Raw genomic sequence first — 18,567 nt, 5'->3', positions numbered from 1 at the left:
ACGGGATGCGTCTGGGTCTTTCTCTTATGTTCACCGATATATACTGCTTTTTTGATTTTACTTCAAATTCTATCATAACTTCTTATTGTTTATGGTTATCACTTATGTAACGTCGTTCTTTCCTGTTTATTGCTCACGGCTTTTAATACCCATATAAGGGTAATGATGAACATCCTTAGGTAGTGTCTAAAAAAGTGTGTAAGTTCTCTCTTTCTTCTCTTTTTATTTTATTCATTTTTCTTTGTTTTGGAGTTACAAATATAGCAAAAGGCAGAGAATCTATCCCTGCCTTTATATCTAATGTTTGAAGAATTTATTAATAATTAGGCAATTATTTCAACATTCCCTAATCTGAAGTATTACCTAACTCCCGTTTTGGAGTACTATCTGATATATCTGTCTGGCGAAATTTTGTAAAAACAGATCGCAACCACCCCAAAAAAGCCAAGGGTGACTGTTCATCACATCTCAACAATTCTGGGAAGACAAACTCCATAACTTCTGCATTACTTTTTATCCTTATCACATATTCGTTTTTTGTTATACCAGAACATTTACAGTCCTCTATTTTACTTAAACTCTCTAAATCTTTATTCATTAAAGACTTAAGGAGATCAGCTAACTTAGAATCATCTATTTTAATCCGAGTCTTGTCAGATATTATTTTATAATCCATTAGCAAACTATCGTTTGGATAATAATATACTTCCCCATGCTCTAATGTGATTGCACTGACTGTATCATAAACATATTCACCATATGTAATTCGAAAAACATAAATCATATCTTCCTTATGTACAGCTTCTTCTTTATTACTAAAATGTGTACATGATACCAATAAAATACATAATATCAATGTTATATATGTGCGCATATTTATTTCTTTCTTTTACCTTTTTCTATACGAGTCCTTTGATTGACAGGAACTGTCATTCTACTTGAAGAACTTCTTCTTGGATCACCAGGAGGATAATACCATTTTTCATATGGTCTACTACGACCTATCCCTTTCTCCCCCCATATCACTGTAACACGATATCCTACAACAGTTCCTCCTACTATTCTATTAACGAAGTCATCCATAACATCAAAACCACTTCCACATGCATTTAGGTATACATTACAATTGACACTAAAAGCAGAGGTTTGTAATTTTCTCGTATACAAAGCATCAAAGTCTGAACCTTCTTCTATTGCATTGTATCCAGTAAGTAAGGCTCCTGTCCACCCATGCCCAATATAAGAGAAATCTGTTATTTTTTCTTTTTCGGAGATTCTCTTACCGCTTGAAATAAAATTTCTCATATCACCATTGTTGATATAGTTTATTATTTCATCGGCATTATTTGCTATTAAGAATCGAATTCCTTCTTTTTTTGCCCTTGATTCATAATACTTCAATTCTTCGTTAGAATAATTTCCATGATAAACAATCATAGTTGTAGGTTCGTTCAAATTTAAAGGCTGCGATTTTAATTTTATAGCCTCATTTAATCCAGCTTCCAAAAAATGTCGTTTATCAATTCTTAAAATACAAGTTCTGTCACTTTTAGGAGAGTTTCCTTGATTCCCAACGACGACAACGTTCTCAAGCCCTTGTGGATCAATATACTTGATGGGATTGTCAAAGGTGTAACAATAAGAAGTTATATTCGGATACTTTTCCTGCATTGGATCCGTACTCATCCACAAACTCAGCCTCGGCTCATAGTACCTTGCACCATAGTAGTACCTACCTGTTTCCTCATCAAATTCCTTCGCATTAAAGAGATAAGGCGTATTCCAAGTGTTGTTGCGTTCTTCTATGAACACCTCACCGAACGGTACATACTCGATGTGCTGTGATACTTCGCCGTCCAAGTTGGTGATGTAACTACTGCTACCCAAATGGTCAGGATGGTAGTAGAACTGCATCTTCTCGTAGTCGTCATTATCCTTACCATTATAAGGCAAGTCAAACGCCTTGTAGTTGTCCTTAATGGATTGCAGTTCTTGACTATATTTTGCCTTATAGTCTATGGTTACACCATCAGCCTCATTGCCTGCATACGGGATGCGCCTGGGGCTGTCTCTTATGTTCAACGATATATACTTCTTTTTTGATTTGACTTCAAATTCAATCATAACTTCTTATTGTTTATGGTTATCACTTATGTAACGTCGTTCTTTCCTGTTTATTGCTTACGGCTTTTAATACCCTTATATGGGTAATGAGGAACACCCTTATAAGGGTATTGCCCGTTACCCTTATATGGGTGCTGGAGCATACCCTTGTATGGGTAAGTTCAAATCGATTATATATAGGCTACCCAACGAAACTATCTTTCGTTTCAAATTTATAATTGTCAAAATATTACTGATATACCACATTAGCACATTTTACTATTTTTGAAATATGATAATCAGAATCATAACTATATGAAATCAAGAAAAAGAGACATCCGGTATTACTTACTAAATAATTAGAAGTCGTAAATTGCCCATTCCCTTCTTTCTTTATTATTGTTTTATAGTCTATTCCACTACTTGTTGCATTTAATATAGTATCTCTAACTACCGATAAAAATAATATGGAATCAGACGAGCTAAAGTATTCACCATCTTTTTTAAAAAAATGGTCCTTCCCTGTCTTTGTTGATGATTCTATTACTATTTCCTTTTTTGAATATGTTATATCGAAAGATTGACGTGTATTAGAGGATAAACTTTCCCTCCTCTCACTACATGAAGATAGTGGCATCAATAAAGATGACACTATAATCGATAGAAACCACTTGCTATTTACCAAATTCCCTTTCATATTTTCTTTGCTCTTTATCAAATTCTTTCTTTGTGGACGGATATCTCTTTATTAATTCTCTTTTTACTTGATTATAATTAGAGACACCCACATGTTTTTTATCTTGTTTTGCTAAAGATCTATGATCCATATCTCCATTATTAATCCGGCAAAACGAAATGTATCGCTTTTGCAAAACGAAATGTGATTTTTTTGTGCAAAACGAAATGTGCTAAAATAGAGGCGCACACACAACAATTATAAAGCCGATCTGTACATCGTACCGGGTCGGCTTTGTCTATACACCGAGCTCAAATCTTATATTCTCATTCAGTTTCTTTCGGGCTGTACCTTTCCTTGCCCAATAATCTTGCTTATTATGGTATTTGTTCGTTGTTCAAATGCTATTTAAACATCATTCTTGCAGAGCATCATATCGGTATAGGTGGCGTTGAAGTTGGCGTGGGCATTGAATGTGGCTTTGGTGCAGCCTTCGAACGGGTTGCCGAGGTTGCGGTTCTTGCCCATCCAGTCGCATAGTTCAAGGATGGAGGACTTGTTGAAGGTGAAGTAGATGAAGCGGTGGCCATGGAGGACGTGCAGCACATCGAGGTAGTCGGCGAGGTTCCAAGACATTTTATAGGTCTTGCAGTCGGTACTCAGATAGGGCGGATCGACGAGGAAGACTACACCAGGCACATCTTTATATTGATGGAAGATTTGTTTGTAATCGGCCGACACAATGGTTAGTCCTTCGAGATAGTCATTGCAGAGCGGATAATCAGTTTGCCGGATGCGGTTGTAGAGCGTTTCTCGACGCATTTCATTGAGACTTTGCTTGTAGTGCATGGCGAACATAATGGAGGAGGAAAGCGTGACGTAATCAACGTAGCCATAGCGCACCTGGTGCTCTTCGATGCATTGCAACACGCGCTGTCGATGCTCTCCAATAATGGCTTTGCCACGTGAATAGTCGTTAAGAATGAGGCGCAGCTGGGCGAGCAGCTTGTTGGTTTGCGGGATATGCGCAAGTCGGTCGCGATAGCCATCGAAATCATTGTAAACCACAGTAGCATTAGGTTTTTCATGCTTGGCGATATGCGACAATAACCCGCTGCCACCGAAGAGATCTACAAAGGTGGCAGTGTCGGGAAATTGCTTTAACACGTTTTTAAATTCACGCGCGAACATGCGCTTTTGTCCCTGAAAAGGGAGGGGTGCCGAAAGATAGCATTTGCTCATACGTTTTATTTTAGTGGTTGATTGTGGCAGCAAAGGTAAGCTGTTTGCTGCGTACAGCCGCGGGCAGAGTAGGCTTTCACACTGCACACGGGTTGCAGTCAGCTCGGAACCTTTTGATGAGACTATAGACCTTCCGTTCGCTGACGGCATATTCTTCGGCAAGGTGGGCCACGGCATAGGACACTTTCTCGCCCCGTGCCGTCAGCTGCTTGTATTCTGTGTATAAATCAATATAGTCGGCATCTTCCAATCGAATGCTTGCTTTGCGGAGCTTTTTTATCAACTCCCGGTTAAATTCCAATACTTCTATTACTTTCATTATCCTAATTTTTAGTACTTTTGCATCATCTCACTTACATAAAATAAATACGAAGTGCCGTGATTAAAGGCTTTTGCCCCCAGTCGTGCGGTACTTCGTATTGCGTTAATATGTAGGTGAGATGACTATTAACCGGCTGGGGGCTTTTTGATTTTTTATTGTCATTTTTGCCCCCTTTGCAATCCCTTTGTACAAAGGGGTTTGAGAAGGTGCTACGCTTAGGCACCAAAAGTAGCCCACTTACGCTTCAAAAGTGGGCCACTTACGATGCCTAAGTGGCAAGGTTTTTCTTCGCATCTTTATAGTTTGCGTTTTAAATGCTATATCCCTTGGCTAAGAATTCGGCAGACAATGCTGTGAATTCAGCGGGCATTTGAGATGGGGCAGCACTCGTTCCGTTATCCTTCTGAATAGGAATTTGTGCATCTCCAATTAAGTTTTTGCCCTCTTCTGTTTTTGGTTTCAATGCTTCTAACAGCCATTGAGGAAAATCGGGAGGCAAGTTGTCGGGTAACTGAAGTGCTATCCCCATAACCATCGACCACGGAATGCCGGCCAATAGCGTCAGTGCTTCTTCGTTTACCTCGCTATCCCAGCTAAGATGGAGCATTTCGATTTTCGCCTCATAACCGAGCGAACCGAAAATCCAATCGGCTGGCGAGCCTATTGCGTTGCGTGCTTGCACCCACTCCTCGTGGCTCTGATAGTGGAAGTATGACGGCAACTGAAAATAGCGGGTAAGATGAATATGCAACTGACCGATATTTGCAGCCATCAGGAAGTTAGACATACTGCATTCGCCCGACAAAGTGAGGACTAATTGAGCGCCTCGGAAATAGCTAAACATGGAGTGAATATCTTTCATGGGCCAGTTGCTGTTGGCACAATAAGCCTTTCCAAGTTCCACATAACCGAGCTGCTCAACGTCCGACTGCGGCGGATTGGCGATGGCCATGCATACCTTGTCGTCCAACGATTGCATTAGTGTGGTTGGGTCGGCGGTGTTCGTACCCTCCTCTTTTATCTTTGCAAGGGCATAGAGTGCCAACATTCCTTCCATGGTGCTTCCGTCTACAAGTGAAATCGAAGCGACGTCAGGTGACACGTCGATAGCTTTCTTCAATATGAGATTGGCTTCACCTTGATAACCACTTTCATGCACTATCTTCTCCACCACTTTTTCCACTACCTTTGGCTCGGGTAGTTTCAGCGATAAGGCGTCGCCCGTGTCTTTGACCAAGCGAATATTGGATGTGGTCGAAAAGGTTTCCTGCCGCAGGCCATCGGTGGTGTAATCGCTATCGGGATAGCTAAAGGTGATTTCTATTTTCAGGAATCCATCGTGCAGCCCGTGATTGTCGAAGAAGACTAACAGGCGACCCTCGTCGACGCGGCAGTGGGTAAACACGTTGCCCACGCGCTGTGCCCGATACACATTGAGGCAGCCCTCAACGGTGGCTTTGAGTTTGAAATCGACCTGCGGCCATGGCTGTTCCTGCCCATCGTGCATCAGGCGCACGGCAAGGGGGAAATCGCTTTTCTCATTAATTCTCACTTCGCCCAGCACTGTTTGCTCGGGCGTTCCAATTTTTAATTCTTCCATAATTGTTATTTTGAATGGTTGTTAATTCTCATTTTAATGCTGTTATCAATGCCATACGCAAGCCATAGCCCAACGCCACGCCTATAATGGTCATTGCCAAATCTACAATGTCAGGTTTGCCGCCCCATAGCTTGTCTTTTAGTTCTAAGGCACAGGCCACACCAACCCCTGCATAGGCTGCGCAATAGGGTGTGTTGGCGAGCACACCAATCACCACGCCGCCGAGCAAGTGCTTATGGCGATTTGACGTTTTGAGAAAGTTGAAAAATCTGTTCATAATCTTATTTGTTAAATTGAAGTTAGTGATTGTTTACACAAATACCATTTTTATATAGTGTTAGGGGTTTGTTCTCCCCCTTTATAGTCCATATTGTAAATTTTCTCTCGGGATCTCCACGCCCAACACCAATCATTTCACACCAAACGCCTGATGGTTTAAATTCATCACCACGCGGGGCTATTATCCCGTCCGACTCATAGCGTATATAATCTGACGCACCACTTACTTTTATAGATATATACGTAACGACTCGTGTTTCTATAATATTAAAAATCGTGATGTGCATAAATTGTCGAGGTTCCAATGATGGCAATATAAAATCCCCAAATCCAGTAATGAACGAACCACACGGCGTTGCTATATTAGGGCTTGAGGCTTGCAGGTAAAACCGCTTTACATTCATATCTCCACTTACATTCATATTCTCAAACGTGGCATTCTTTGCATCAATAGTTTGTGCCTGAATACCGCGCGTGACGATTTCTTTTGCATCAAGCATCTCGACATTAACAGTTCCATCGGCATTGAACACGGCCACGTCCTGCTTCTTGTTGTTTTGAAAACGCGTTTTATCGGCACGAACGACGAACTCGCCCTGCTGCATCTTCAGTTCAACCTCGCCTGCTCGCTTGGCAGCATCATTGGCTTTTGTCGCAGCATTGGTGGCTGCGCTATTGGCCGTTTCGGCCGCCTTGATGGCCTCTTGCGCTTTCTTTGCAGCCTCTTCGTCGGTGAGTTTGCTCCATTGATAGGCTTCGGGACGAAGTGGTGGATAGGGCTTATCCCATGAAGCTATGCCGAGGTATTGACCTGATGTAAGGCCAAATTGCTGGTCTTCGGGTGCTGGCGCGTAGTCGTAAGCTTCGCTGCCCTGTGTGATGATCAGGTCGGCGACGTAGAGATTGAGCGGTGCGGCGGCAGACTGCGACATGCCATATCGGAAGTCCACAAAGCAATAATTGGGGGCATCGCTGTAGCCTGGATTATTGACAAGCAAGCTAAACGGCTGCCAGTTGGGGGTGGCCGTCACATCGCCCGCATTAACACCACCCATATTCACATTCACACTGAATGTGGTGCCATCCGTTTTCATGCGCCCACTGATGCGGAATTGACCGCGTGGTAGGTTGCTTGCAAACCGCTTGAACAGCTGCCCCACGCGGTTAAGGCTCTTTGTTTTTGTGCACCTCACGCCAAGAATGCTGCTATCGAGCACTGCACCAGCCTCGGCTGTCAAGCCTGCATTGAGGGCAAAGATGTTACGGCCTGCAAAGAGTTCGCCCGTGGCTTTCAGCGGAATGGCCTTGGTGAAAGTCTTTCCACCATCGTTTGAATAGCGTACGAATGTGTAACTGCTCTTGCCATCATGCCCTTTCAGGTCGATAACCTCGCCCGAAGTGGCCAGCAGGCGGAAGATATTGGCCGAGATTTCTACCTTTGAAGGCGAAAGCAGGGCCACGGCTTTGCCCTCGAGGGTGTAGCCGTTGATGCCGCTGTAGATGATAAAGGCCTGCTCGCCCGTGGTGCGCAGCATAATGAGCCCCTGCCGTTCGGGCTTTGTCTTATTACCCATCTACACCAGCGCGTCATCAACCTGCGGCGCATCGCTGCCCTGCTCGCAGTCGGTTTTGCTTAGTTCTATCCAGTCTTGGCCCACGCTGGTTACCCTGCGCCAGTAGTGACGGTTGGCCTTCCCTTTCAGATTAAAGGTTTCAGCGCGTGCTAAGTCGTCCGTCTGCCACAGGTTTTGCGTTTGCGTGGTGCCGTCGTCTTGGCGGAAATAGCATCGCCATGTGCTGCCCTTATCCTCGACTTTTGTAACCTTCGACCCACAGGCCGAGAACACCATGTTGCCGCCCACGTAAGAGAGACGGCGCAGTTCCAACTCGTTGAAAATGGCTTTGCCCCAAACGATAATGTCGGTGAGCGAGAGTTGATACTTGCCATCTGCTCGTCGATGGATAGCAAAGCCCCGCTGTTCGGCTTCGTTGAAGTTGGCACTGACCGCCTCCAGCAGTGTGGCCATGCCTTCGGCTGTGATGCCGTGGCCGTCTTTCAGACCGATGCCTTCAAGGAAAGTAATGAGCTTTTGTGCCGTGTCGGCCTTATCCTTACGCAGAAACTGGCTGAAGGTGGTGCTATCTTCGGCTAACTCCTGCGCCTTGTTGGCATAGTTGGCACGTGCCGCCACGTTGGCTTCCAAGGCTTTGTTGGCTTGTTCGGCGAAAGTAGCCTTGTCGGCCTGCTGTACATGCCGGGCTTCATCCACGTTCTGTGGGTAGGTAACACTTGCGCCTGTTGTTGCTATTGCTGCGCCAGTCCCATTCGCGACCCTTTTGCGGGCCATCATTTTAATGTCAATCATTGTTTATCTCCTTTAATGTTAGTTCTGCACTTCCCTCCGTCAGGTTTCTGTTGATGGCCTGCACAAAGAATGTTTTGTCCATGAATGCCTGGCGATAGTGGGTGAAAAGGTCAACGATACCGTTTGCCCTGTCGGCAAAAGTCTGCTTCAACACCACACGTGGCGCATGGTATTCTCGGTAATAGGCATCGACATAGAGCTGCTCTGCCTTGGCCTGTTGGCCTGTCAGCGTGTTGCAGACCTGCAGCACACCATCACCCGAGGCCATATTGACAGGTGTTGAGAGGCAAGGCGTATTGACAATGCCCAACAGCACGCTCTCGTCATAGGTCAGTGCCGAAGTGATTTTAAACTCCAAATCATCCTTCTTGTTGCAGAATGAGGTCTTTGCATCGCTCATATAAATAATGTCGTGTTCGTCACCCAAATGCTCTATGAGGCCGTTGTCGCTGTGGAGCTTCACTTCGAATTGTTTGATTTGAATGCTGCTCACGTGTGCCAACAGGGGTACGGTATGCTCGGTCCATTTCGTATGCCGGAAGAAGGTGGGATGGCGGCGCGTAATGTCGCCCCACAACACATTGACCGGTCCAAGGATAACGAACCTTACGGCACCGCTCACATGGTCGCGCTTGCGAATGGGGATAGCCATACCCTCAGTATCAATGCCGCGCTTCCAGCTGATGTTGTTCTGCAGGCTGTATTCGCGGCCGATGAGCTTATCGCCAATCTTTGGGTCGAAACCGATGGTGAACGACTGCTGATAGTATTCATCATCGCTGCTGCATGCAGAGCGTTCCTTGTATTTACGCCACTCAAAATCTTCAATCTGCGAGCCGCTGCCTTTCTCCACGACACATTTATCGCCGATGATGAGCATGCAGGCCACAAGGCCTACCTTGCTGATTTTGTCGGTCCCGTCACCCACAGCACTGTAATTGTATTCATAACTCTCGGGGGCGGTGCTGGTAAAAGGATACCAGCCACCGTCGCCATCTTCGTCCCACTGTGGTTCCTCGTTCTGTTTGGGGTTGGAGTCGGTCTGCTTCCAATACTTACACGTGTAGTATTTTTCGCTGCCGTTCTTATCTTTCACCACATTACCGTACACACAGGCTTTTCCCTCTTCAATGGGCTTTCCGGAAAAAATATTCTTGGCAGTCCACTCTTTCGTCCTTAAATCGCGAAAAGCAGCGGTCTGTGCTATGATGGGGTTTAAAATCATTTTCCCCGACAGCACAATATAGTTGGTCGTCTGCTCATCGACTGGTGAGAACACTCCACCAGCTTTCTTGCCCTCGTATATAGCATAGGGGATAGCTGCCCGCAAGTCAGTATCTTGGGGATAGGTGGCTTGTGCATCATCCTTCCCGTTGCCATTGACCGACAAGACTAAATAGTTATCCATGTCAATCTTCGCTATGGGACTGTTATCGCCTCGCGCCATCTCCGTCGTAACCTTACCATAAGCCACCAACGCTGCCCCAAGATGACCACCAAGCCACTGCAGGTAAGCCTGCTGGTTACGTCCCGTCTGCCCGAAATAGTCCGAAAGGCTCATGCCGGCATGCGGACTATTGTCGTGCATCAGGAACGTCCAATTAGGATGTCGCTTCACCCACACATACCAGTCGACGATGCTGGCAGCATCATAGGCCGTAGTGCTGTTAAATACCAAATCGCGGAAGCCCTCTATAGCTCGCTTGCCTGTGCCCCAGCTGATAAACTCATTCATGTATTTTTGTTTGGCTGGAAAATCGCTCCGCAATGCGCTGTCCTCCAAAGGGCTCTCAATGAGCTGCTCCATTTTCTCGACCTTGCAGGTGAGCAGCAGCTGGTTGTACACCTCGCCAATGCTCATCGTCGTATCGTCTCCGATGACATCGCCGGTCCGAATATCCATCTTTCGATAGGGCGTTTCGCTATTTTGCCCCGTTAAAAGATTCTGCCAGGTGATAGATGCTGCACGTTTTACACTCTCCCATGAAAAGATATAGAAGGTAAAGCCCACCTGCACCACATGCACATCAAGATATTTTAAGAGTTCGGTGAGCACTTCTTCCTGCGTCCACACATTGTCTTCTTCGTCGCTTAGGAACAGCAGTTCGTTGATAGATAGCTGCGAAAAGATACGATAGCGGCTGTCTGTTTGGTTGTCAATGGCCTTGCTACCATCATAGTAAAGGCTCATGCTGTGCCCGCCAAGAATATCGATATGGCTTGTGAGACTTGTCAGCATCTCCGTGATTATCTCTTGAAAACTGCGTTGCCGAGCATTGGCCTTCACCTCATGATATAGTCGACCTATGCTACCCACATCGCCGTATTTGAAGCTCTTCAATGCCGTCAGTACATCGATGCAGCTCAGTTCAATCTCGTCGAACTCCTCGCTGTAACCTTGTGAATAGCTCTGCGGTTCCAAGAACCCGGCGAAGAGACATTCGCCCTCGCGATAGATATTCACTACCGCCTCGCGTAGGTCGGCGCAGAAGAGGTCTGCGACAAAGTTGCGCACCTGCAGGCGGATGGTAGCCTGCTGGGGCAGCAGCACATCAAAGGTGTCGCTCACTTGGCTTTCAATCTCCACGGGATCATCCGTCCATTGAATGTCGCCCGTGTCCGCACTGATTTCTTGATTGTCGGTCTTGTCGCCATGCGTCACGATGTGCACCTCAATGCGCTCGTTCTGCTCGTTGTAATAATGTCCGTGTAAATACATAGGCTTTTACGTTATAATTTGATGTTGGTTTTGCGCCGATTGATACGTGTTTCGTTTGCTATTGCCATGATAATATCTCGGCCTCTGATGCGCCCTACCAAATGGCCGCCACCATTACCACCTTCACCGATAATCGATTTTAGTTTATTGAGCGGTGCAATCACTTCGGGGTTTGACCGTGCCCCGGCATATTCGCCCATGATCGAGAGCGTTGGCCCGTAAACAATGCCGCCGTCGGCAAAGGGCGTGACGCCGTTGATGAAGTTGAAAAGGCGGCTCTGCTGCGCCCCGTTGAGTATCATTTCACCTGAGTTCACGCGAGCCAATAATTTGTCGCCGCTTGGCGATGAGCCGCCCACAATGCCACCATTGGCAAATGCACCACTGATAGAGGCCAATGCGGCCACCACAGCAGCCACACCCGCGGCAATGGCAACGATGTTATAGGGGAACGGCATGCTGGCACCGCTGGCCGTGGCACTGGCAATGGCCATACCGCCCTTTGCTGCCGTATTCGTGATGGTTGCAGCCGTGTCGGCAGCTGTTGCAGCAGTGTGTGTCGCCGTAGCCGCCGTTTCAGTTGCTGTAGCTGAAGCCTTCACGCCACTTGCTGCGGCACTGGCCTGTGTGGATATCGTCAAGGCCTTGACGATATCCACGATGCCTGCAATGCTCTGAAAGATTTGTATGGCACCATCTACCACGCCCGTGAGGGTCTCCCACGCATTGCGGCCACCTTCAAGAGCGTTGGTCATCGACGTAATGCCACCGGCTACACCTTTCGCATCGCCCCACAGGTCAGTCAGATGCACATCGCTCTTGCGCAGCACCTTTTCGTACTGCCCATACGAGCCGATGAGCTTTTCAACCTCCTCGCGCTGACTTTTATCAAGCGGATGCTTCGTATCGCGGAGCATGTCCTGCAATTCCTTGATGCGCTTTTTCACATTGTCAAGGCCCATCACCTTGAGTTCCATCTTCAGCTCTTTTGCGTCCATGCCGTCCAGCTTTGCGGTCTCGGCATTCATTTCGGGCAGGCGTGTCATGCGGTTCAAGGCTTCACGTTTCTGCTCCAACGCCACAATGGTTGCCCCGATGCTGCTGATCTCCTCGCCCGAGGCCTTCTTCTGTTTTGCCTGATAGTAGGTAATGGCTTCGTCGAGCTTCTCCATTGTGTCCAAGCGGTTGATATCCTCCGGAGCCTTCAGACCGGCAAGGGTTTCGTCCCACTTTTTCTTCAGGTCGCCAAGCGCATTTATCTGCTGCTGTATTTGCACGCGCTCGGTATCGGTGGCCGTCTTGAGCTTTTTCGTATAAAAGGCAATTTCGTTATCCAGCTGCTCATAGGTCTTTATCTCATCAAGACGCAATGCCACGTGCGAACTGTCCTCGAACGCCGTTCGAAGCGTGTTCAAACGCTTGATTTCGCTGTCGATACCCGCCAACTTCTCATTGCTGGCTTTCTTGCGCAACTGCTGTTGATATTGCAGCTCTGCATCTATCTTCTCTAACGTGTTCAGTTCCTTGGGCCGCTTCGCATGGTCGATTTCGGCTTGTATGACCGCGCCTAATTCCTTGTATTTCGCAATAAGTCGGGTGAGCTTTTGTATTTTTGCCGTGTCGGCCTTATCGGTCTTCTTCAGCTGTGCCTCGTAGTAGGAGATATTCTTATTTACGTCATCAAGACTCTTTACCACACGGACAGGCTTCTCCGTTTTGGAAGTAGTCTTTGTGCTGCTTGTTTTTACCCCCTGTTCACGCTTGTTAATCGCCTCACGCCTATTGACTTCCTTTTGCATCCGGCCAATCTCTTTGTTGAGACGTTGGCGCTCAGCCGTGGCATCTCCACGTAACCGGGCAACATCTTGCTGCTTCTCCTCTATCTCCTGCTTGAGTTCCTCGGTCGTGGATGCTTTTAAATTTCCGTTCACCAACTTCGTGGACTTGCGCGACTGGTCTAACTGCTTCTGCGCATCCACCATGTGGCGAATAGCCGAGTCGTATTGCTTTTGCAAGCTGTTGACCTTCGAGGTAATCTCGTTGATATCACTACCTAACTGCGTATAGTAATCCTTGCCACCTTGGGCATTCTCCCAGTTGTAATGCACCTCGCCCTTGGTGTCCATATATTGCTGCCCTAACTGCCGGCGTTCAGCCTCCTTACTTTCCTTCTCTAACTGCGCTGCAGCTATCTGTGAGGACAACACTTTGGCCTGCGCCTCATAGCCCATCTGTGCACAGTAGACCTTGCTCTTCTCTATCAGCGTGTCATACCATTCGGCTGCCGTGCGGTGATAACCGAAGCTCTCACCATACTTCTTGTTCAACTCCGATACTTTCTTAGAGGCGTTCTCGTGGTTGTGGATGAGCGAGGCCAAACGGCTAATCTCTACATCCAGTTCGGCCTTCATATTAGATGAAGCCTGCGAAAAGGCATCTTCGCTCTCCTTGAGCTGATCTACGCTCTCAGCCGTATCCTCGGCTTCATCCCCCATATTGGTGAAAAGGCCGATGATGCCCGTAATAACAACCGACAGCCCCATGGTGAGTGCACCATAGAGAACCGTGACGGCGGCGCTTAGAGCCAGTGTTCCGCCAGCCGCCGTGTAGCCACTTATAGACAATATCCGTTGCGCGCCAGCTACTATTCCTTCATGCACGGCCAACAAGGCACCCTTGATGGCAGTCAGACTGAATGCAGCCCCGAGTGCTTGTATGGATGTGATGAGTTTGATGCAGCCGGCCACGCAGATCATGGCTTGCGCGGTGATGGTTACAAAGGGCATCGCGCCCTGAACCATGCTCCCCAACTTCTCCTTGATGTCACCCAACGTATTCTCCAGCTGCTTTTGCTTTCCGGCATCGGTCTTGGCCAGTTCTGCATTCATGTTGCCGACATTGGCGGTAATCACCTCTGCCAGCATGGCGGCACGTTCGCTTTCCGTGCCATATTGAAGTACATGTGCCTGTGCTTCGTCAAACGTGATGCCCACACGTTGCAGCACAGCCGTCTGCCCCTGCATGGCCTTACCCATCATGTTACCGATACCCACGGCATCTTGGTTGGTAGCATTGAGGCCGTTCTGCTGGGCAATGAGGTTATTCATGGCCGGTATCAGCACATCGAGGCTTTCCTTCTGCTTCAGGAATGTGGCCATCTGCTGGGCACCGCTGAGCTGCACTTCGTCACCGATGACACCCAATTCCTGTTGGGCCGAACAAAGGTTTTTGATATGCTGTATCTCCTCATCGGTGCTATTCATGCGCTGCCGCATGATGGTCTCTAATTGTGTTTCAGCGACCAACTGCACCTGATAGGCCTCTGTCAAATCCCTAAAAACGCCCTGCAGCTCACCGATGGCATTCTGCAATACGCCCACAGCCTGTGCAGCTTCACTCCATGTGAGCACGTCGCGCTTCAACCTTTCAGCTTCGTTCTGCACACTACGAATGACACGCCCCATCTCTTCGGCATTGGCTGTCACGCGCTTTGCGCCGCCGTCATCGTGTATTTTGATTAAAAAACTAACCTCTTTTGCCATTGTTTCTTGCTTTTTTATTATCTTTGCCCCACCAACTATAAACAGTACTTATGTCAGCAATCCATTGGACACCTGTTTTTAGGCTCATCAGTGAGCATCCCATTGCTTCGGTCTTCACCGTAGCCGTTTGTCTTGTGGTGATTACCTTTGGCCTGCTCTTTTGCATCGGTGTGATGAAACACAAATAACATTTTCTTTATTTCAATCCTGCGGCCCGCTTGGCTTCCCTATAGCGCCGCTTCAATTCCTCGTTGCTGATTTCTTCTTGTGGCTTTTTCGCTTCTTCCTCCCACGGGAACTGCATCACGTCGCGCGGTGAGAGCGTGTTCTTGCTGTAGGGTTGCAGCATGCAGAGACAAGCCATGCGCAAGCGTTCCCATTCGCCGCGCTGCTCGTTCTCATGCCATTCGTGCCATGCCTGCCATGCCGCTTGAAACTCGGAAGGGGTGCACCGGCAGAAGTCATTCAAACTCATTCCCATGCACCCCAACGCGATACCTTGCAACTCTTCGATGCCTACGTCCGGGCCTTCACCGTCGTTTTTTTTTCGGCATCGCCCATCTGTGCATAGAAGCTATTGAGGCTGTCGGGCTCGAGCAAATCGGCAAACGTTTCGAAGTCCACGTCGAACGCCACATCGTCGGCCTTGCACGCACTCTGCACACAGCAATAGATGAACTGCACAAGCTCACTGATGTCGCTCTGATTGAGCTGGCTCACATCTTTGCCTGTGGCGCGCTTAAAGCGTACCATCGCGCCCATGGTCACGCGGCAGGGATATTCCTTGCCGCCGACCGTCAGTTTCAAAATTTGCTTTTTCATAACGTAACCTTGTGAATGTTATGAATGACCGCCACCGCCGCCACCCTGCTTGGGTGTCGTTGCGTCTGTCAAACCTGTTCCCTGTTTCTCTATCTTTCCGCAGTTCTCGAGGTTGATGCTGTACTTACCGTCATCGCCGGCCTGCCCATCAAGCTCTAATGAGGTAATGATATACTTGCCCTTGTAGCCGCCGGCTGCCTTACCCGTGCGCTTGTCGCCATCGCGCAGGCCATAGGCGGCATCAATGGGTTCGCCCTTCAACATCTTGTCCTTGAGCTGATCGTAGGTGGGCATGTCGTCGTCGCCGTCCGTGAGCACGCAGCCATCGGCCGAGATGCTCTCCGAAAAGCTCTTCACATACTTTTCCTTCCACTTGCCGCTTGCGGCTTCCTTGGTCACACGCTCGCCTGTATCGGTCGATGTGCTTACCTTGCATCCTGTTGAAAAACCGAGGGCCTTACCGTCAACACTCAGAATGAGGTTGGTTCCGTCTAAAACACTTTTTGCCATATCTTTTTCCTTATTAAAATTGTTGATACTATGCCGGCCGCCAACCCGACGATAAAGGCGTAGAGCAATGCCGTGAAGCCCACGGGCTGTTGCTCCTTTGTTTTCTGCTGCTGCGTGTGCAGTGTACGTTCGGCTGCTGACAGTTGCGTTTGCATCTCTTCGATGCGCTGCTCATAGCGTGCGCACTGCACCTCCAAACTATCACATCCCGCCTCGATGATGATTTGCGCAGGGCTTTCCTTGTCTGCTGAGGGCCGACGGCTCACTTTCACGTGCGCCTGTCCTTTGCGAACGGTGTAGCCTGCGCCTGCGGGCAGAAGGGAAAGACTGTCTTCAGCCACGCTTAGCGTCACCCGTGACTCGGGCACCATTACCTGCTGCTGCCACCGTGCGATGCTGGCCATCTGCCGTGTCGTTTCCTTCTGTGCGTGACTTTCCGCGGTGAGGCTTTCCCTTGTCGCCGTCTTCACTGAGCGACAGCTCACTGCTGACAGGACAGTTAACGCGATGAGGGCACAGCTGAATGGCCTCGATAGCCCGCGAGAGGCGGTTGAGGGCGCGGCGTGTCTTGTCGTTCTCACCACGCAGTTCTTCCATCTTTTCATAATTGATGCGGTTTTGTTTATGAAGACCTACAAGTTCAGCACTCACCATGTCGTACATCTGCTTGTAGGTGTCTTCCACCTTCTTCTTCTCTTCCACCGTCCTTAAACGGCGGTTCGCAATCCAGGCAATGGCAACACCGATACCGCCCGAAGGGATAGCCCATTGCAGGATTTGGAAGATTGTCTCTGCCATTGTCGTTGGTTTTTATCGTTAAACTTGTCGAATGCCTATCGAGCGCAACCAAGTTGGAACATCGAAACTCGGACACGCTTTGCCTGGGTTCAGCTCATGATGTCCCACTATCTTCACCTGCGGGAACCGCGCGTGGAAGTCCTCCACATAGCGTTTCAATGCCTCGCGCTGCGCTTCGGTCCGGGTGTCTTTCGGTGCCAAGTGGTTGTCGCAGCCGCCCACATAGACGATGTGCCGCGATACCGAATTGTAGCCCGCGGCCCCGTTCGTCACTTCCCAGGGGTCGACGTTGGCGTCCTCGTTATTGTCTGCCAGCCGCTCGATGCGGCCGTCGAGGTGCACCATGTCCGTGTAGCCCACCTGCTTCCAGCCACGGCCACCCTGACTGACGGGTGCAGTGTGCCATCGGCGTATCTCCGCCGCGCTCACCTCACGCCCCTCCGGGGTGGCCGTGCAGTGGATAACAAGATATTGCATTGGCTTGCTCATTGAAATCCGATTAAGAAGCCTTGTATCCGCTCATCATCACTACGCCAGCATCAGCCTTCTTGGGCATGCAAAGGAAGTAATGGCGGAAGTTGATTTTGTTGCGCTGATACTCAGGATCGGTTGCGGCCTCACTGTAGTACATTTTTGTTGAACCAGTCGCCTTGAATACACGCGGAGTGAAGAATGCAAATGAGCAGTTGAACTCTCCAGCCTCGGCAGCCACGCCCAAGGCTTTCTTCTTGCCAGCCTGTGTGTAGAGCGGCGTATTGGCATACTCATAGACATCGAAGCCGTAGAGCTTACCTACCTTACCTGTAGCGCGGTCGATATTGTACTGCTCGCGGAACGTCTGACTAACAAGTAGCAGGTCATTTACGTGTTCTGAGCAGAGTACCAAACGACGATTCTCTGTTGGCACGTGCAACTTGTCCATTGCGGCTTTCAGTGCTACCAAGTCGGCCATCGTCAACCGAAGGCGACCCGTTTCAGCATCGCGTTCGCCCGTGGTTTTTAGCACGGGGGTCTTAGCGGTGTTCTCCTGCGCACAGAGGGCATGAGCTGCCTTGGTGAACTTCGAGTCGTTAATAGCATTGCTATGTGATTCCTTCACACGAGCCATCTTATCATAGCTGGCCGCATAGAGCTCGTCGTCGGTGATAGGCGTCACCTTGGTTTGGAACTTATCCAACTTCACGGCAATATCCTTGTCATCCAAAGCCTGCGAAGGTATCGGATAGGTTGTATTGTTGATTAACACATCAGGGTCTACGCCAACCTCTACAAGGTGTATCACATCATTGTTGACGATTGTACTCTGGTCGGGTACGCCGTCCAGCCACGAGCCTTCCAATCCACCGCGCAGCGATTTTACCAACTCGCCCGTCCATACTTCTGTAAATACACCTACATGTAGAGCACCCTTTGGTAAAGCTCCACCAACAGCAATGGCCAGCACATTCAATGCTACAGCACCCATCCATGGGGTAACACCTAACATAATAGCTAATACAGCACCCATCACGCAGTTAAATAACAAGTTGGCGAGCATGCTCATTTTTGTCATTTTCTCCATTTCCTTATTCTGTTTAAATATTATCAG

The 18,567-nt window shown here is 48.4% G+C and carries 19 protein-coding genes and 1 pseudogene; 1 reads left to right on the top strand and 19 read right to left on the bottom strand.

What is annotated here, in order from left to right; translation table 11 throughout:
* Nucleotides 1–346: 346 nt before the first annotated feature.
* From X919_RS0112035 to X919_RS0111980, 12 genes and pseudogenes are all read right to left on the bottom strand, one after another.
* Nucleotides 347–874 (bottom strand): hypothetical protein, encoded by a 528-nt coding sequence (locus X919_RS0112035; protein ID WP_155949726.1) that lies wholly within the window; start codon nucleotides 872–874, stop codon nucleotides 347–349.
* A gap of 719 nt (nucleotides 875–1,593) precedes the next feature.
* Nucleotides 1,594–2,064 (bottom strand): annotated as a pseudogene (locus X919_RS16700) (RHS repeat domain-containing protein); the annotation flags it as partial.
* Between the two features lie 289 nt (nucleotides 2,065–2,353).
* Nucleotides 2,354–2,800 carry a hypothetical protein gene (locus tag X919_RS16695; protein WP_155949725.1) on the bottom strand — a complete coding sequence of 149 codons (447 nt, stop codon included), beginning with the start codon at nucleotides 2,798–2,800 and terminating at the stop codon, nucleotides 2,354–2,356.
* Nucleotides 2,778–2,930: a hypothetical protein gene (locus X919_RS16690; protein WP_155949724.1), complete on the bottom strand. Its 153-nt coding sequence runs from the start codon at nucleotides 2,928–2,930 to the stop codon at nucleotides 2,778–2,780. Before X919_RS16690 ends, X919_RS16695 begins: the two co-directional genes overlap by 23 nt.
* 257 nt (nucleotides 2,931–3,187) lie before the next feature.
* Nucleotides 3,188–4,021 (bottom strand): DNA adenine methylase, encoded by an 834-nt coding sequence (locus tag X919_RS0112015; protein ID WP_028900321.1) that lies wholly within the window; start codon nucleotides 4,019–4,021, stop codon nucleotides 3,188–3,190.
* A 76-nt stretch (nucleotides 4,022–4,097) separates the two neighbouring features.
* The gene (locus tag X919_RS0112010; RefSeq protein ID WP_028900320.1) at nucleotides 4,098–4,340 is read right to left on the bottom strand and encodes a hypothetical protein; all 243 of its coding nucleotides are present in this window, start codon (nucleotides 4,338–4,340) and stop codon (nucleotides 4,098–4,100) included.
* 313 nt (nucleotides 4,341–4,653) lie between these two features.
* Nucleotides 4,654–5,943 carry a hypothetical protein gene (locus X919_RS0112005; RefSeq protein WP_028900319.1) on the bottom strand — a complete coding sequence of 430 codons (1,290 nt, stop codon included), beginning with the start codon at nucleotides 5,941–5,943 and terminating at the stop codon, nucleotides 4,654–4,656.
* A 28-nt stretch (nucleotides 5,944–5,971) separates the two neighbouring features.
* Complete coding sequence (locus tag X919_RS0112000; protein ID WP_028900318.1) at nucleotides 5,972–6,220, bottom strand: hypothetical protein; 249 nt, start codon at nucleotides 6,218–6,220, stop codon at nucleotides 5,972–5,974.
* A 22-nt stretch (nucleotides 6,221–6,242) separates the two neighbouring features.
* A complete protein-coding gene (locus tag X919_RS0111995; protein ID WP_028900317.1) occupies nucleotides 6,243–7,796 on the bottom strand; it encodes a hypothetical protein in 1,554 nt (517 codons plus the stop codon).
* Nucleotides 7,797–8,588: a hypothetical protein gene (locus X919_RS0111990; protein WP_028900316.1), complete on the bottom strand. Its 792-nt coding sequence runs from the start codon at nucleotides 8,586–8,588 to the stop codon at nucleotides 7,797–7,799. It abuts the gene before it with no gap.
* Complete coding sequence (locus tag X919_RS0111985) at nucleotides 8,581–11,307, bottom strand: hypothetical protein (protein ID WP_028900315.1); 2,727 nt, start codon at nucleotides 11,305–11,307, stop codon at nucleotides 8,581–8,583. Before X919_RS0111985 ends, X919_RS0111990 begins: the two co-directional genes overlap by 8 nt.
* Before the next feature lie 11 nt (nucleotides 11,308–11,318).
* Nucleotides 11,319–14,849, bottom strand: coding sequence for a hypothetical protein (locus X919_RS0111980; RefSeq protein ID WP_028900314.1), 3,531 nt, complete (start codon nucleotides 14,847–14,849; stop codon nucleotides 11,319–11,321).
* Between the two features lie 50 nt (nucleotides 14,850–14,899).
* On the opposite strand from X919_RS0111980, the gene X919_RS16685 reads away from it, so the two are divergent.
* Entirely contained in the window at nucleotides 14,900–15,037 is a 138-nt protein-coding gene (locus X919_RS16685; protein WP_155949723.1) for a hypothetical protein, read from the top strand.
* Nucleotides 15,038–15,045: 8 nt separating this feature from the next.
* On the opposite strand, the gene X919_RS15410 is transcribed toward X919_RS16685, so the two are convergent.
* From X919_RS15410 to X919_RS0111940, 7 genes are read right to left on the bottom strand one after another with little or no spacing between them, the layout of a single operon-like run.
* Nucleotides 15,046–15,330 (bottom strand): hypothetical protein, encoded by a 285-nt coding sequence (locus tag X919_RS15410; RefSeq protein WP_216592162.1) that lies wholly within the window; start codon nucleotides 15,328–15,330, stop codon nucleotides 15,046–15,048.
* Between the two features lie 35 nt (nucleotides 15,331–15,365).
* Complete coding sequence (locus tag X919_RS0111965; RefSeq protein WP_172642741.1) at nucleotides 15,366–15,671, bottom strand: hypothetical protein; 306 nt, start codon at nucleotides 15,669–15,671, stop codon at nucleotides 15,366–15,368.
* 18 nt (nucleotides 15,672–15,689) lie between these two features.
* Entirely contained in the window at nucleotides 15,690–16,181 is a 492-nt protein-coding gene (locus tag X919_RS15720; protein ID WP_051502529.1) for a phage tail tube protein, read from the bottom strand.
* Nucleotides 16,163–16,552 (bottom strand): hypothetical protein, encoded by a 390-nt coding sequence (locus X919_RS15400; protein ID WP_253270143.1) that lies wholly within the window; start codon nucleotides 16,550–16,552, stop codon nucleotides 16,163–16,165. Before X919_RS15400 ends, X919_RS15720 begins: the two co-directional genes overlap by 19 nt.
* Nucleotides 16,515–16,979, bottom strand: a complete 465-nt coding sequence (locus X919_RS15395) for a hypothetical protein (protein WP_253270142.1) — start codon at nucleotides 16,977–16,979, stop codon at nucleotides 16,515–16,517. The genes X919_RS15400 and X919_RS15395 overlap by 38 nt, the downstream gene beginning before the upstream one ends.
* 18 nt (nucleotides 16,980–16,997) lie before the next feature.
* Nucleotides 16,998–17,468, bottom strand: coding sequence for an N-acetylmuramoyl-L-alanine amidase (locus X919_RS0111945; protein WP_028900312.1), 471 nt, complete (start codon nucleotides 17,466–17,468; stop codon nucleotides 16,998–17,000).
* A 10-nt stretch (nucleotides 17,469–17,478) separates the two neighbouring features.
* The gene (locus X919_RS0111940; RefSeq protein WP_028900311.1) at nucleotides 17,479–18,540 is read right to left on the bottom strand and encodes a hypothetical protein; all 1,062 of its coding nucleotides are present in this window, start codon (nucleotides 18,538–18,540) and stop codon (nucleotides 17,479–17,481) included.
* Between the last annotated feature and the right edge of the window lie 27 nt (nucleotides 18,541–18,567).

It is taken from the genome of Prevotella sp. HJM029 (assembly GCF_000599605.1).
Lineage (GTDB): Bacteria > Bacteroidota > Bacteroidia > Bacteroidales > Bacteroidaceae > Prevotella.
This window is presented reverse-complemented; position numbering and strand designations above follow the sequence as displayed.